This is a genomic window from Spirosoma migulaei, from assembly GCF_054776855.1.
Genome location: NZ_BAAHBG010000027.1, coordinates 639,651 through 656,417 on the forward strand (window position 1 = coordinate 639,651; position 16,767 = coordinate 656,417).

The window sequence follows — 16,767 nt, forward strand, 5'->3', positions numbered from 1 at the left end:
AGTGCTTATGAATCCATAAGCCAGCAACCTAGCTAATTCAGTAGCGTATCTACATGAGTAATACACAAAAGGCAATGAACGGGGGAAAGTGGATAACGATCTCCACTGTTATTTCAACCCTGTTTCAATTTACACAGGTTGCTATACTCGCCCGAGTTCTGGCACCTGCCGATTTTGGTATTGTTAGTATCAGCAATTTGATAATCGCCTTTTTCCAGGTCTTTGCGAATCTTGGTTTTTCCAACTCGATCATTTACAAGCAGGAAAGCGACCGAAACGTTTTATCGACCCTGTACTATTTAAATCTGCTGATCGGATTGGTGATCTTTATCGCCATTCATGCCACGGCTCCCTTAATTATCTCCTTCTATCACGAACCCAAACTGGCGCAGGTACTTAATTTGTCCTCCTATTATTTCGTGATCGCTTATTTCGGTCAGATTTACATGTTTCTACTGGAAAAGGAGCTCCGGTTCAAGTCGGTGGCAATCATCGATATAACCGGAACGGTCCTCGGATCGGCAGTTACAATCACGCTTGCGTATAACGGTTTCCATGAGCTGTCGCTGATTATTGGGTCTTTGGTGATGCAGACGGTGAAGTCCATTTTACAGATTACGTTTGGTCTCCGGTTCTTCATTCCAAGGTTATTTTTCAATCTGAGCAATATCAAAGAACACCTCCGTTTCGGCATTTTCAACATGGGCGACGGCTTTTTAGGCTTCGTTCAGGCCAACTCCGATAATATTTTTCTTGGCGGCATGATGGGCGTAAAAATGCTGGGTTATTACACTATTGCCTATCAGTTGTGTGTATTTCCGATCATGAAGCTCAACCCGATCATTTTACAGGTTGCTTACCCAATTCTGGCTAAAATGAAAGAAAATACAGCCGATCTAAAAAAATCATATCTGAAGATTCTGGACTTCATCAGCTATTGCAACATGCCCCTATTAGCTGGCCTATTTATTACGGCAGATGCCGTTGTTCCTCTGATCTATGGCCCTGGTTGGGGTCAAACTATTGAATTGATCCGAATTTTTGTTTTTGTTGGACTTTTCATCTGCCTGAGCCATCCGCTATATACGGTTGCCTTCACAAAGGGGAAACCCAACTTGCTGTTCTACCTAAATTTAGGTACCCTTATCGTAAAGATACCGTTGGTCTATGTGTTCGGGACGTATTGGGGGGTTATGGGTATAGCATCCGCTTTTTTACTGACTACCTTTCTAAATATGGTCGTCAATTTTGCCATGGTTCATTATCTGATCGGCGATTTTGTGGGCGACTTCTTTAAAAACATTGCCAAGCCGATTACCTTTTGCCTGATCATGGTTGGGATTATCAGCGTGTACAAATCGCTTGTGGGCAATACAGGCCTTGCCAACTCTATAGCGGAAATCGCGCTGGGTGGTGCTACTTACGCCGTTTTAACACTAGCTTATAAGCTCTCATTCGCGCAGCTAAAAGCTTACCGACAAGGGCTTTTGTAAATATCTCTCTTTTCTTTGGCCCCGAAGTGATTTTTTACCTCTTCCAGTGCCTTTAAGGATGCCATTTTTAACGTTTATTGAAGCAGAAACGGCAACTGAATCACTACTTTGGTACCAGTTGGCTGATTCTCATCGTCTACTTTATCAAGGATAACTACCTGACTTGATTGGCCAATCTGCTGGCTGATCAGCTCTAACCGCTCCTGGGTTACTTTCAATCCCACACTTTTGTGCAGTGATATGGTTTGGTTCTTAAGTTCGCCAGCCTTACGCCGTCCAACTCCATCATCTTCTATACTACATTCCAATCCTTCTCCCTTAGGCAAAATGGAAACGGTTATGCTACCAGTGCCTTTCTTGTGGGCAATGCCATGCAGAATCGAGTTTTCGACATAAGGCTGGATTATCATGGGCGGAATCGATACAGCTTCTTTTGACAGTGATAGGTCAGCTTCAATAGAAAAGTCGAACTTATTATCGAAGCGAAGCTGCTCCAGTTCTAAATAAAGTTGCAGTTGTTCGAGTTCACTGGTTAATGTCACCCACTCCTGACGAGAGTTCTCCAAAATGAGCCGCATCAACCGGGCGAACTTCACCAAAAATTTATCCGCATTGTCGCTATCGCTTTGGAGCACAAACAACCGGATGGCGTTCAGGGAGTTGTAAAGAAAATGCGGATTCATCTGCGACCGCAACGCTTTCAGTTGAACAACCGACATTTGCTGTCGTAACTTCTCCGCAACCAACTCAGCTTCAACTTGTTCACGTTGGTGCTGCTCACGCTCACGTGCGAGTTCCTGCTCGACAATTGCACTTTGAATAGCGCCCCGTCGCTGACGATACCCCAGTAATAAGGTAAAGCAGATTAACTCGCCAATGATCCCAAACTCCAGATAGGTAAGTGGAGAGAATAAAAATGAGTTGGGGTTTATTTTATAGACCTCACCCGTTGTCATGAGCATAGAGGCAATGGCACCTACCAGCAGTAGTCCGGAGCCTAAGGCCAGATAGCGTGGTACAACGCCCGTCAACCGGTTAATTTGTGGAATGGCATAAGTCGCCAGCCCAATAATTAGCAGGCGAATAAGGGTATGAGCCAGGTTATAAGTCGGTTCGTACCAATGGCCAAAACACACAATCCCAATTAGCACAACATACCCTAGAATAATGAATCTGGCCCAGCGAAACAGCTTCAGCAAGCGAGGGATTGTATGGCGAAGTTCTAACAGCGCATCAATAAAATCGAAGTAGACAACATAGGCCAGCATGGGTGCGGTGCCACGAACAAAATTTTGTGTGTTGATCGATACATACCCATCTATACCATTCACCCTCAGACTAAAGTAGACCAGCCAGGCAAGCATATATAGGGCATAAAGGCCATAAATACGCTCACGGTAAATACTCCACTGCACCAGGTTTAGCAGTAATATAGAACCGACCATACCCGTAAACAGCAGGTTCCAAGTGGCGAAATGCATGTAGTGAGAACAAACTGGTGAAGGAACCTATCCAAATAATGCCCAATATAAGTTTCCTTTCCAAGGTTTTAGTAGAATAATCATTCATATAAGTACCTTTTAAAAGATTTACGAGTCATTTATTTTGACCACTTCAGCTTTTCGAAGTCAAAAAAAATGACTCGTACACTTAAGTATGCTGATGAGGCTACTGTACAGCACATACTCACCCATAATGAACTGGCAACTTTTTACGCAACCTTCGCCCAACGAAGCCTATAACTTCTCGTTTAAAAAGAGCGATAAACGACCGATACGCATACTCATTTCGGTTGGCTTATTATTTATAGTAGCTTTTTTATGGGTCTACCTGAAACCGGAGAATCGGGGCTATTCCTGGCTGTTTGCCATGCTAACCGTATCGGTTACCTTCAAACTGCTACGCTTACTTCACGAATGGTATCACTACTGGAATGTGGTTCCCGCGACTCCTCCGGCAGTCACACGCATCTGGAGCGTTGATATATTCACAACCTTCTGCCCAGGTGAACCTTACGAAATGGTATTGAATTCGTTACGGGCAATTCAGGCTATTCCTTATCCGCATACGACTTATCTATGCGACGAGGCTGATGACCCGTATCTGCGTCAGGTTTGTGAGCAAATGGGTATCCGACACGTAACGCGCACGGATAAAAAAGACGCTAAAGCAGGCAACATCAATAATGCGCTGCAACTGGCTACCGGCGACATCTGTGTGATCCTGGACCCCGACCATGTGGCGGTACCTGATTTTCTGGATCATGTTCTCCCCTATTTTGAAGATCCTACTGTTGGGTTTGTGCAATGTGTACAGGCCTATTATAATTATCGGGAAAGCTTAGTTGCGTTTGGCGCTGCCGAGCAAACCTATACGTTTTACGGGCCGATGATGACCTGCATGGGAACGTACGGAACGGCTCAGGCTATTGGGGCCAACTGTACGTTTCGACGGGCCGCCCTCGATTCGATTGGGGGGCATGCTGCCGGGCTCTCCGAAGACATGCATACGGCCATGCAACTCCACGCAAAAGGCTGGAGGTCGGCCTATGTGCCGCTCCCGCTTTCTTACGGTTTGGTGCCGGCAACGTTGTCGGCGTATTACAAACAACAACTCAAATGGGCACGGGGAACGTTTGAACTCCTGGTGACTACCTACCCCAGCGTTTTTGGTCAATTGTCGTGGCGCCAACGCCTGCATTACCTCACCATGCCGCTATATTATTTACTGGGTATTGTTCAACTAATTGACATCCTCATCCCAATAATCTCGCTGGTAACCATGAGGCTTCCGCTTAAGTTAGACCTGCTCGTCTTCGGTACTGCCTATGCTCCTCTGTTGATAACTGCTTTTTTGATTCGGCAATATGCGCAACGCTGGCTTATCGAAAAACATGAAGCAGGTTTTCATACGCTCGGAGGGGTGCTTAGCAGTGGTACCTGGTGGGTTTATTTCTTAGGGTTTATTTATACCATTTTCCGGGTAGAGGTTCCCTATCTGCCTACGCCCAAGCGCGATAAGCCCCAAAATAACTTCATTCTTTGTCTGCCCAATCTGTTACTACTGCTGATAACGGTAGTTGCCATAGGCTATAGTACCTATCATTATGGGCGGTTTGCTGTCAGCAATATTTACTCAGAGTTAATGATCACGTTTGCCATATTGAATGCGTATATACTGAGCCTGAATGTGCTTATCGGGCAGGAAAAAGTATTAGGCAGTATAAAAAACTGGATTGCAAAGATGTCTTTCCAAAAGCCAATTGTCTGGCCACTTCGAATTGCGGTTTGGCAGATTCGCTACGGTCTGTACAGTTGGATACGGCTTTCTGCTATTCCATTGTTTGGTGGCTTATTGATCATAACAACTGGCCTGGTAGCCTATACCAGCCGCAAAAAGACGACTACACTCCCACGAGAAGTTCGTTACGCAACTACGCAACCTTTCTACTATGGGCTTGAAAAAGCCAGCCAGCCAGCCATGTTGGCAGCAAAACAGGAGAAGCCTATTACTTTACCCAATCAGATTATTTCGCCACAGCATTTAACCTGGACATTTTCGTCTAAAGGAGGTAGTGCTATAATGGCCCCAAACTGGCCGGTATCTCACAATCAGTTGCCACTTCTTTACCTGGAACCTTCGTTTGCCGAAACCCGAATCTCTCCTCATCGATCAGAGGCTGAGTTGCAATTGTTTTTACGAAACATTACGAAAGGCGAGTACAACGGTGGTTTACGGAAGCTGGCCAGCGAGCTAAAACGGTATCAGGAACCCGTTCTAGTTTCATTCGCCCCTGAATTCGATGATACAACCAACAGCTGGGGTACACGACAGGAAAGTACGCTGGTTCGCTACAAACAAGCCTGGCAATACATCGTGCAATTCATAAAACAGGAAAAAGTTGATAATGTGATCTGGGTCTGGTGCCCTATCCAGCCGTCAACGGTTGTCTCACATTATCCGGGTACTGATTCTGTAGACTGGCTGGGTCTTGAAATCATGAATAACCCTGCTACCGATGTCGATCATCAAAGCCACTCGTTTGCATCCTTGTATCAACTGATTCACAATACAATTCGATTGCATCTCGACTACAGTATCCGCCAAAAACCAATTCTAGTCACACACTTTGGCGCAATAACACCAGACAGCAATGAACAGGTGTGGGTGCGGGATGCGGTGGATATCATTAGCGAACGCTATCCCGAAATTAGAGGAGTGGTACTCACTCCTGAACAGGCAAAAGCGATTCAGGAGTGAATGGATAATGTACAATGCATAATGGGTAATGAATAATGTTATCATCACTGAGTAACATTATTCATTACCCATTATGCATTGTACATTATCCATTTAAACACTTAGGAGTTATCCAGTGCTCGTTGCAGGGAATGAGCAAATTCTTTATCGTTAGGAGGCAACAGCATGAGCTCGTGATCGCCCGGAACGTTGTGTACACGTACTCCTTTTAAGGCATATTTTTTCCAGCCCAGATACTTGTTATCATCAACAAAATAAAGCCGCACCTGTGCTTTGAACAGATCCACGATACCATCGTAGGGCTTCATCGTATATTTTGCAAAAGCTGATTCATGCTTTTCAATGATCTGCTCAAAGAGGTCGAGTCCTTCTTTGGGTTTCGGCTTTTCCCGTAAACCCACCGCCTTGAGTAGTCGATCCACCTGCCGTTCAACATACACCTGCTGATAACGGAGCGTTGCGCCGGGCTTGCTTACCAACGAACTCGTAAACCACACAAATTTCGGAAACTGTCTAAGAATTTTTCGCTGCAACCAACTGGCCAGTGACCGGTTCAAATCCGATTCCTGTGCATTGGTATCGAACATGGCCAGCATTTTTACTTCTTTGCCCATCGCTTTTAACTGCCGGGCCATTTCGAGGGCTACGTACCCACCAAACGAATAACCAGCGATAGCATAAGGGCCCGTTGGGTTTTGCTCAAGTACTTCAGTAAGGTAGAAAGCTGCAATCTCGCCAATATCGTCCAGGGGTTCATCAATACCATCCAACCCGCGAGCCTGGAGCCCATAAATCGGTTGCTCAGGGTCCATATAACTCAATAAGCTACTGAAATTAAGCAGATTGAGCCCTATTCCATGAATGATGTAGATGGGAACTTTACGCCCTTCCGGCTGTATAGGAACCAGTGACTTCCAGTTAGTTGGCTTGGCATCAGCCTGAACCAGCTGGGCCAGTTTACGAACGGAAGGGTACGTTAATAGGGTTGATAAAGGCAGGCGTTTACCCGTTTCTTTTTCGAGTTGGGTCATTACCTGAACCGCAATCATCGAATGCCCGCCCAACTCAAAAAAGTCTGCATCAATATCAATTTTGTCAATTCCTAAAGCCTCCTTCCAGATTGCAGCAATGAGCTTTTCTGTTTCCGTACCCGGCTCAGTCTCGTTTCCGCTAGTTTGCAATAGACTAGCGGGTTTAGGCAGCGCATTACGGTCAATTTTCCCATTTGGGGTGATGGGCAACTGCGGTAGACTGACAAAGTCTGTTGGCACCATATATACCGGCAAAACCTCCTGCAACTTCGTCCGCCATACAAGTACCTGACCCCTAAAGGCATCCGTAGGCAGTAATGGATTCGTTACGACATACGCAATCAGCCGCTGGTCACCAGGCCGTTCTTCACGCGCCACAACAACCGCTTCGCGTATGCCAGGCTGCGTGATTAGCGCGTGTTCAATCTCCCCCAATTCAATCCGGTATCCTCTGACTTTCACCTGCTGGTCAATCCGACCCAGGCAATGAATTTCGCCATCGGCCATAAACTTGCCCAAATCACCCGTCCGGTACATCATCCTTTTTCTGGATTTGTCAAACGGATTCGGGACAAACTTGTCGCGGGTAAGTTCGGGACGGTTGAGATACCCTCGCGCTACCCCTTCACCAGCCAGGTAGATTTCGCCGATGCTACCCTCTGGCAATGGGTTCAGATGTTCATCGAGGATGTAAACCTGCGTATTTTGAATAGGTCTGCCAATGGTTATAATCTCATCGCTGGCAAGAATCTGCTTTCCGGTCGAATAGATGGTGGTTTCCGTCGGGCCATACATATTCCAGAGTGAGCCGCAACGGGCTGTCAGCTTTTGCGCCAGGTCTTTCGACATTGGCTCGCCACAACACAGGATTTTCAGGGGCAAACGTTCCTCCCAACCGGCAGCCAGCATCATTTTGTAGGTGACCGGCGTAGCCTGAATCATACTGATCTGCCAGTTCGGTATTGCCTCCAGTAACGCACGACCGTCCTTGGTCATTTCGGCATCTGCCAATACCAGCGTAGCGCCCACTAATAATGGCAAATACAATTCAAGGCCAGCAATATCGAATGAAACGGTTGTGACGGCCAGTAACGCATCATCTTTTGTGATGCCTGGCCAGGCAATCATACTATAAAGCAGATTAACCAGATTATGATGCTCAATAAGTACCCCTTTCGGCTGGCCCGTTGATCCAGACGTGTACAGGATATAGGCCAGATCATGGCCCGTAACGGGAACATTGGGGGCAGATTTCGGGTATGTTTCCAATTCGGCAAGCACCTGTTCAATCAGCACGACTGTTGGCTGATTGGATAGTCGTCCGGCAGCCTGGTACGTGGCTCGTTCACCTGTATGGTATTTTTTGGAGGTGATGAGCATGGATGCCGATGAGTCGGCTAACATAAATGCAACCCGATCATGCGGATATTCCGGATCAATAGGCACATAGGCTGCGCCTGCTTTTAAAACAGCCAGCAGGGTAATAACTAACTCCGGCGACCGATCCATGACGACACCCACCACCGCTTTCTGCTTGTCTGAACCTAGTCCATACGTCAGGATTGCGTGGGCTATCTGGTTGGCTCGTTCATTGAGTTCGCGGTAAGTTAGTGTTTGGCCCTTCGTAAAAACGAGGGCTGTTTTATCTGGTTGGCTCGCTGCCGTTTGATCAAGTAGTGCCTGTAACGAACTGGCTCCTGGGTAATCGGCCGCGGTGTTATTCCAAAGGGTTAATTTTCGCAGCTGTTCAAACTGATCAGCTAACAAGATATCCTCAATCAGTATGGATGGATTGGCAACGACTGCTTCCAGTACGTTTTCAAATTCGCCCATCATCCGGTCGATTGTGCTTTCTTTGAATAAGTCCGTATTATAAGACCACTCCAACACCAGTTCAGCGGTTGATGACGATCCGCTAATATTCAGGAATAAATCAACGGCTCCATATTCCCGGGGGTTGCTAATGAGCTGATAATCGAGTCCATAGAAATTAACTCCATCGTCCAGCCCCATATCTACGTTGAAAATAACCGGCACGAGCGGGACTCGTGATGGATCTCTGACAATGGATATTTTCTTCAGTAGGCTACCAAAGGTGAGTTGCTGATGCTCGTAGGCATCGAGCACATCTTCCTTACGTTGTTTTAAAAACTGGAGAAAGCTAAGTTCCGAACGGGGAAAACTCCGCAGTGGCAGTAAATTCACGCAGTGGCCAACCAAACCCAGATAGCCGGTAGCCGATTGACCTGAGGTTGGTAATCCCAAAACAATATCGTCCTGTCCAGTCAATCGGTACAGAAATACCTCAAAACTGGCCATCAACGTGGTAACGAAACTACAGCCCGCCTTCGCCCCCATCTTTTTGACTGCCAATCCTAACGTATCGCTAAGTGGATAATCCCGGCGGGCAATTTTGTAGGTACGAAGGGTTGGCCGGGCGAAATCGGTTGGCAAGTCGAGTACAGGAACGGATTCTTTGTACTGATCGACCCAAAACTTTTCGATCTCCTGGTATTCCTTAGTTGTCAGAAACTGAAGCTGATCAGCAGCATACTGGCTATAAGTAGGTGCCTCGGGCAAACCGGGCAAACGATGTTGAGCGTAAGCCGAATAGAGCGCACTCAAGTCTTGTAGCATGATGCCTAATGACCAGCCATCGCACACAATGTGGTGCGCTGTTAACGTGAAGTGATGGCTCGTGTCGGAAAGCTTGATCAAACCAACTTTCGCCAGCGGCCCATTCAGAAGATCGAACAGATACAGGGCATCCTGTTTTACATACTCCTTGATGATCTGCTCCTGTTCGGCCGGGGTTTTGTCAGCGCAATCCTGATAGATCAGATCAATAGAAAGCTGACCAAATACACACATCTGCCTTCCATCGGCACTAAATGCCGAATGCAGCGCTTCGTGACGTTGAACCAGCGATTGCCAGGCCTGCTCCAGCGCATTTTTATCTAAGTAGCCATTAAACCGTAGTGAGACTGACTCATTAAATGCCCGGCTGGCATCATCGCCACCTAATTGACAGGCTGCCCATACTTCCGTTTGCGGCTCGGTGGCTGGCGCAAGCCGCACAATATCGGGGCCATCAAACGGATTAAAGTCAACAGCAATCAGATTTACGTTTGTAATGCTTTCCGCCATTCTAGTCAATTTAATTCAACCTGAAGGTATTTTCCAGGCTGGTCTGGATTAGGGATAAACCAGGCTGGGTTACCTTCCCGATCCCGACCCAGTCTGGCACCCGGAGCAGGGGGTACGTCTATAGAAAACGTTGCACCGACCTTCTCAGAGCTAACTACCGTATTTGAAGCATTTTTAAAAAAACCGGCGTCGATCAGTTCGTGAATACTTTCGGTAAACCGGCGAATTATCGTATCAATTTCCTGATCAGTATGGGCTTCTGTCAGGAAACAGGGGAACCCATCCCAGATGTGTATTCCCTTATTACGCATTAAGGTAAACAACAACTCGCCGTAAGTTATATCTTCTTTAAATTTTATTTTCCAAAGTGAACCAAAATTTACTACAAGGAGGGGAAGATGCTTTTCTGAAAGCACAGCGTTCAAGCCATCGGCAAGAAATTGGGTCTTTTGGGTTAATTGTTGTTGTAGACCTGGCCCTACTTCCTTCATATGCGTTAAGGATGCTTTGGCCGCAGCTAAGGCTAATGGATGTCGAACAAATGTTCCGGCAAAATACGTAACGCCCACTTCTGGCACAGAGGTATCGCCATATTGCCAGAAGCCACCATCGAGCGCATCCATAAACTCGCGTTTACCCGCAATGACACCAATGGGTAAACCAGCTCCAACGACCTTACCATACGAACCCAGATCCGCTTTGATCCCAAACAGAGCCTGTGCTCCACCAGGGTGCGTTCGAAAACCCGTGATGACTTCATCGAAAATCAGGACCGTGCCCGATTGTGCGGTGATGGCGCGTACTTTTTTCAGAAACTCGATGGGCACAAACTCAGGTCTACGGCTTTGAACAGGTTCTACCAAAACAGCTGCCAGTTCGTGTGCCCGTTCACGGATGATCTGAAGGCTTTCGTCGGTACCATAGTCCAAAATCAGCATGTTCTGCACGGCCTCTGGCATAATGCCGGGTGCAGCTGGAAATGACTTGAGTTTTTTGGTACCCCTAACCAGAACTTCATCAACAATACCATGGTAGGAACCAGAAAAGGCAACGATCAACGACCGGCCCGTTACGGTTCGGGCAATCCGCATCGTTCCAAGCACTGCCTCGGAACCCGTGTTGCACAATGCCGCCCGGTCGGCGCCCGTCAGTTCACAAATTAATTGACTGACTTCGCCCGCCAGTTCATGCTGCGGACCAACCTCAAATCCTCGTTCAATTTGTTCATGTAAGGCTTCTTTAACCCAATCAGGCTGATAGCCAAACATATTTGAACCGAAGCCATTCAGCGCATCTATGTATTCATTCCCATCAATATCCCACACCCGGCTCCCTTTTGAACGATTGACCACCAGTGGATATACAATTTCTTTCGTCAGCGGCCGGAAACCGGATACGACTCGTGGATCGGCCATTTGTGCCCGATGCTCCTGAGCATACGCTTTACTCTTGCCTGTTTTCTGATTATACCGCTCCGTAAACTCTCGCAAGAAATCCTGCTGCTTCGTTGTTAGTTCCGAAGCCTGTCGTTCAATACGGGCTGTTGCACCAAATGGCTTTTTCAGTTCCACCTTTTCTTCAGGTGTCAAATCAGCGGTATCGGCAATTTTGTGCCCATTCGAGCTACCATTCGACGTTCCATTACTGGAAGCCAGAATAGACTTTATCGTAGCAGGAATGGTGGGTGTAATGGGAGCAGTTGGCAAAGGGGCTACCGGATTTCCACCCTGTAGCAATTCAATCTGTTTGGCAAGTAGTTGTAGCTGCTGAGCAATTAAATCCAACGCGGGATTTCCTAGTGCCCACCCTGTTGATACTGGGTTGTAAGCAACAACAGGGTGGTTGATAGGCATCGGTGCCGATAACGGCGCTGGCTGTTGCACCTCAACAGGTAACGTCTGATCGAGGTAATTGACTAATTGTTCAGGTGACGTATATTCGCTTGTTAACTGTCGGAAGGTGACTGGTATGCCAAATTCTTTTTTGAGCGTTAAGGCTACCTGAGTAAGCAATAACGAATCGAAGCCGATTTCCAGGAAACTCGTATCTGACGCTATGCCATCTAGTTCAATCCCGGATGCGTCTTCCAGGAGTTGGTTAATTTTTTTGAGTAGGGTGTCTTTTCTCATAGTAACCGATTGCATTTCTGGTGTGAGGGGAATAGATACTGATTCATTCTCCAGCGAGGAACTAGCTGCATAGGATTGGCCGTTCGACAAACTCTGTTGATTAACATTAGTCGAATACTGCCCTGGCGGTTCGGCTTGTACAGCTACCGGATCAACCCAACAACGTTTCCGAGTAAAGGCGTACGTGGGTAGCGATACATTGATCCGTTGCTGGCCTGTATAAAAAGCCTTCCAGTCTGGCTCCAAACCCGCCAGATACAGTTGCCCAAGTGTTGTTAAAACGGACTGACAGTTCGCTAGTACATCGGGCTGATTCGCTAATCCGGCCAAGACCGTCACTGGCTTTTTACCCGCTTGTTGCCGAGCCAGAGTTGCCGTAACATGACCCGGGCCAACCTCAAGTAAAAGTGGATTATCGAAGGTAAAAATCGTATCGAGGGCATCTGAGAAACGTACCGTTGCCCGGAGGTGGGTTGCCCAATAATTCGGATCGGTGGCTTGTGTATCCGTTAACCAGTTGCCAGTCACCGTTGAAACGATGGGCTTTTTCGGGCGGTTCAGCGAAACTCCGGCAACAATCTTCTCAAACTCGCCAACAATTGGGTCCATCATGGCGGAGTGAAAGGCATGGCTGGTTACCAGTGGCTGGTTGGGAATTTCCTTCTCATCGAGCAAACGGGCAAAATCGGCAATGTCTTCATCAGGACCCGCTACAACGCAGAGGGTATGGCTATTAATGGCCGCCATAGAGATTGTTGAAGGCAGTATCGCCAACACAGCAGTTGCCGCTTTTCGTACGGATAGCATACTGCCACGTGGCAATTCACTGACCATTCGGCCACGAGCCGCAATCAGCGTTAGTGCATCCGCTAAAGAGAATATACCTGCCAGATGGGCGGCCACAAACTCACCTACGCTATGCCCACAAAAAACCGATGGTTCAATGCCCCAACTCATCCATAATTGAGCTAAGGCATATTCGGTCACAAACAGAGCCGGTTGTGTATATCGGGTATTTTTCAGTCGTAATTCAACCTCAGAATTGATAAGGTCGGCGTACATAACCTGGCGGATATCGGTATCCAAACAGGGACTCAGCAATTCAGCACAGGCGTCTACTGCCTGACGGAATACAGATTCATTTTCGTATAACGCCCGGCCCATGTTCAGGTATTGCGACCCTTGCCCTGGAAAGAGAAAAGCGACTTCATCAGGCCGGTCGGCAACCTTAGGTTTACTTGTTGGCGATTTACCTGGTTCAGCCAGTAAGTTGCCAACAAGTTCGGCCTGCGTGGCGGCTACCACAAAACGCCGGTGCTTAAAATTGGCCCGCGTGGTTTGCAGTGTAAACGCTACATCCGCCAGATTCAGTGAAGTAGGCTGGTTCAGTTGTGTTGCCAGGTTCCGGGCATACGCATCCAGGCTAGCTTGTGTTTTTGCTGACCAGGTAATCAATTGAACTGGTCGACCTGTCTCTGAAACCTGGGGTTGTTGATCAAACTCTTCCAGAACGACATGAACGTTTGTACCACCCACCCCGAATGAACTCACCCCAGCTCGGCGTGGTAGGCGCTCCGATGAAGTTGAATCCGCTACGTTCCAATCTGTGAGTTTCGTATTGACAAAAAATGGACTGTTAGCAAAATCAATAGCAGGGTTTGAACGCTCGTAATTAAGCGATGGGGGAATCTGCTTATGATACAAAGCCAGTGTGGTTTTGATCAATCCGGCCACACCCGCAGCCTGGGTCAAATGCCCCATGTTGCTTTTAATAGAACCAATGGCACAGTATTGTTTTTCAGTCTGTTCGCCAAACGCCTGTGTTAAGCCATCAATTTCAATGGGATCACCAAGTGGCGTTGCCGTTCCATGCGCTTCCACATAGCTGATGGTTGCGGGATCGATACCGGCATCGGCAATGGCCATAGCGATGGCCCCTGCCTGCCCCTCGGCGCTGGGTGCGGTAAAACTACCTTTGCCCCCACCATCATTGTTAACGCCAACCCCTTTAATGACCGCATAAATTGTATCCCCATCACGCAAGGCCGCTTCCCGATTTTTCAACAAAACGACCCCTGCTCCATCGCTGAACACGGTTCCCTGCGCATCGGCATCAAATGAACGGCAATGTCCGTCCCGACTGAGCATAGCCCCTTCCTGATATAAATGGCCGCTGTTGAGGGGTGTGGTTATGCTCGCACCACCCGCCAGCGCCAGGTCACACTGGCCGTTTCGAATGCTCTGAACCGCCTGCGAAATAGCCAATAGCGATGTTGAACAGGCCGAGTAGACACTAACGGCAGGGCCTTTCAGATTCAACTGATAGGCCGTTCGGGAAGCTATGTAGTCTTTTTCATTCAAGGTCATTACCTGAAACGCCCCAACCTGATCGATCAGATCCTTATGTCCGAGTACATTATTCAGGTAATACGTATTATTTCCGCAACCGGCAAACACACCCATGCGACCATCGTAGTGTTGCGGTAAGTAGCCCGTTTGCTCCAGCGTTTCCCAGGCAATCTCCAGAAAAACGCGTTGCTGGGGATCCATCAGTTGCGCTACGTTGGGCGTCAGTCCGAAAAACTGCGCATCAAACTGGTCGGCCTGCTCAATAACACCCCTTGCTTTTACATAGAGCGGATCATGTTTAAGGCTGGCTGGTATACTGGCGTCTAATTCACTGTCTGTGAAAAATCGGGTAGTTTCTTTTCCCTGCTTCAGCAGTTCCCACAGGGCATCAACCGTGCTTGCTCCCGGAAAACGGCCTGCCATCCCAATTACGGCGACATCATTATCCGAAGTAAGCTGGCTTTCTTTTTCCGTTTGGAATTTAGCTGACTCGTTCGTTGATCGGGTAGCCAGTTGTGATTTCAGCGGGTTCAAATAACCAGCAATGCCGGCAACTGTCGGAAATTGATACAGCTTCGTAACAGGTAATGTTTGCTCATACTGCTTTAACGAGGCTACCGTCTTCTGAGCCAGTAAGGAGTTTCCTCCCAGTTCAAAGAAATTATCATCCAACCCTACTTTATCGACTTGTAACAGGTCAATCCAGATACGGGCGATTGTTTGTTCAAGCTCACTCTTAGGCTTTCGATAGGCAATGTCTAATTCAGGCCGTTTGCGTTCAAGGGCTGGTAACTGCTTTTTATCAACCTTGCCACTGCTGGTTTTAGGGAGCTCATCCAGCCAGACAAAAGCGGACGGCATCATGTAGTCAGGCAGTTGTTGTTCGAGTTGAGTTCGAATACCAGACTTAGCTACCTGATCATTAGTCGCTACCAAATAGGCAACCAGTCGTTTCTGACTATCAGTACCTTCACGGGCTACAACCACAGCCTGCTTAACACCGGGAAGCTGATTTATACTAACTTCGACTTCGCCCAGTTCAACCCGGTGTCCCCGGATTTTCACCTGATCATCGCGACGGCCTAAAAATTCAATAGCTCCATCGGGTAGCAATCGGCCGAGGTCTCCAGTGCGATAGATACGCATCTGCCCTTGTTGTGGCACTTCGAGTTCGATGAATTTTTCGCTGGTCAGCACGGGCTGATTCAGGTACCCTTCGGCTAAGCAGGCTCCTCCAAAGCAAAGTTCCCCCACCTCTCCATCAGGCAGGATTGTCAGGTTATCATCAACAACAACTAAACTGACATTGTCGATGACCTGCCCGATCGTTGGTAATAAAGGCCAGTTGGCAGGATCGCCCGTTAAAGCTAGTTGGGTGATTACATGGCACTCTGTAGGGCCATACTGGTTGAATAATACACAAGCGGGAAGAGCCGAAAAAAACTGAATGAGTTGGGGGGTAATCTTTAACTGTTCACCGGCGGTCATAATTTCACGCAAGTGCACTGGAAACCGGCCCGTGCTCACGGCTGTTTCCGCCAGATACTGGAGAGCAACAAAGGGCAGAAACAGTCGATTTATGGCTTGTTCATCAATAAATCGCAACAGTGCATTTAAGTCAAGACGAAGCGTTTCATCAATCAGCATCAAGGTTCCGCCCGTGCTCAGGGTAGCAAAAATCTCCTGAAACGAAACATCGAAGCTTAAAGGGGCCAGTTGAAGCGTTCGTGTACCCAAACCTGCATTCGACTGTTTTTCCTGCCATTGCAACAGATTCATAAGGGGGCTATGCCCCATGCAAACTCCCTTAGGCTTACCGGTCGATCCTGACGTGTATAAAACGTAAGCGGTGGTAGTCTGACGGCTAACCGTCTGTAGTGGCTGGGTGTATTCCTGATCAGACGCAATCACCTGAAGCCCCAACCGGTCGAAGAGTAGTTCGTCAGGTGCGGTAGCCAAACAGGTTCGGAGCGCGGAATCGGCTTTAATCTGTTGTAACCGGTGTTCAGGATAAGCTGGATCAAGCGGCAGGTAAGCCTTGCCCGACTTCAGGATAGCCAGCACACTCACAATCATTTCCAGATTACGGGTTGTACTTACCCCTATCTGTTCAGCATCTGGATCCGCGTATAAAATAGCCTGAGCGAGTGCTTCTGCCCGGTTGTTTAATTGACCATAGGTAAGCTCGTGCTCCCCAAAGATCAACGCAATACGATCCTGATTTTCGAGCGACACCTGCTCAACAAGCTGATGAACGAACTGCGGGGAGTATCTACCCCGGCTTATGTCATCATAAACACTCATACAGATAATTGATTGAGGACCAGCAACTCACCTAACTACACAATCCTATGAACC

Annotated in this window: 5 protein-coding genes; 2 read left to right on the forward strand and 3 right to left on the reverse strand. The window is 47.8% G+C overall.

Going from position 1 to position 16,767, the window contains the following annotated elements; all coding sequences use genetic code 11:
* Positions 1-53: 53 nt before the first annotated feature.
* Entirely contained in the window at positions 54-1,493 is a 1,440-nt protein-coding gene (locus ACYVGO_RS27515; protein WP_460972017.1) for an MOP flippase family protein, read from the forward strand.
* Positions 1,494-1,567: 74 nt separating this feature from the next.
* Here the strand turns inward: ACYVGO_RS27515 and ACYVGO_RS27520 are convergent, their stop codons facing one another.
* On the reverse strand, positions 1,568-2,974 hold the full coding sequence (locus ACYVGO_RS27520; protein ID WP_460972018.1) for a sensor histidine kinase: 1,407 nt from the start codon (positions 2,972-2,974) through the stop codon (positions 1,568-1,570).
* 214 nt (positions 2,975-3,188) lie between these two features.
* On the opposite strand from ACYVGO_RS27520, the gene ACYVGO_RS27525 reads away from it, so the two are divergent.
* Positions 3,189-5,753, forward strand: coding sequence for a glycosyltransferase (locus tag ACYVGO_RS27525; protein WP_460972019.1), 2,565 nt, complete (start codon positions 3,189-3,191; stop codon positions 5,751-5,753).
* 101 nt (positions 5,754-5,854) lie between these two features.
* Here the strand turns inward: ACYVGO_RS27525 and ACYVGO_RS27530 are convergent, their stop codons facing one another.
* Both ACYVGO_RS27530 and ACYVGO_RS27535 read right to left on the reverse strand, forming a co-directional pair.
* Positions 5,855-9,931 carry a non-ribosomal peptide synthetase gene (locus ACYVGO_RS27530; RefSeq protein WP_460972020.1) on the reverse strand — a complete coding sequence of 1,359 codons (4,077 nt, stop codon included), beginning with the start codon at positions 9,929-9,931 and terminating at the stop codon, positions 5,855-5,857.
* Between the two features lie 5 nt (positions 9,932-9,936).
* Positions 9,937-16,713 carry an amino acid adenylation domain-containing protein gene (locus tag ACYVGO_RS27535; RefSeq protein ID WP_460972021.1) on the reverse strand — a complete coding sequence of 2,259 codons (6,777 nt, stop codon included), beginning with the start codon at positions 16,711-16,713 and terminating at the stop codon, positions 9,937-9,939.
* Positions 16,714-16,767: the final 54 nt, after the last annotated feature.

Coding starts and splice junctions, on each gene's coding strand:
- ACYVGO_RS27515 (WP_460972017.1), top strand. CDS start 54: ATGAGTAATACACAAAAGGCAATGAACGGGGGAAAGTGGATAACGATC.
- ACYVGO_RS27520 (WP_460972018.1), bottom strand. CDS start 2,974: ATGCATTTCGCCACTTGGAACCTGCTGTTTACGGGTATGGTCGGTTCT.
- ACYVGO_RS27525 (WP_460972019.1), top strand. CDS start 3,189: ATGAACTGGCAACTTTTTACGCAACCTTCGCCCAACGAAGCCTATAAC.
- ACYVGO_RS27530 (WP_460972020.1), bottom strand. CDS start 9,931: ATGGCGGAAAGCATTACAAACGTAAATCTGATTGCTGTTGACTTTAAT.
- ACYVGO_RS27535 (WP_460972021.1), bottom strand. CDS start 16,713: ATGAGTGTTTATGATGACATAAGCCGGGGTAGATACTCCCCGCAGTTC.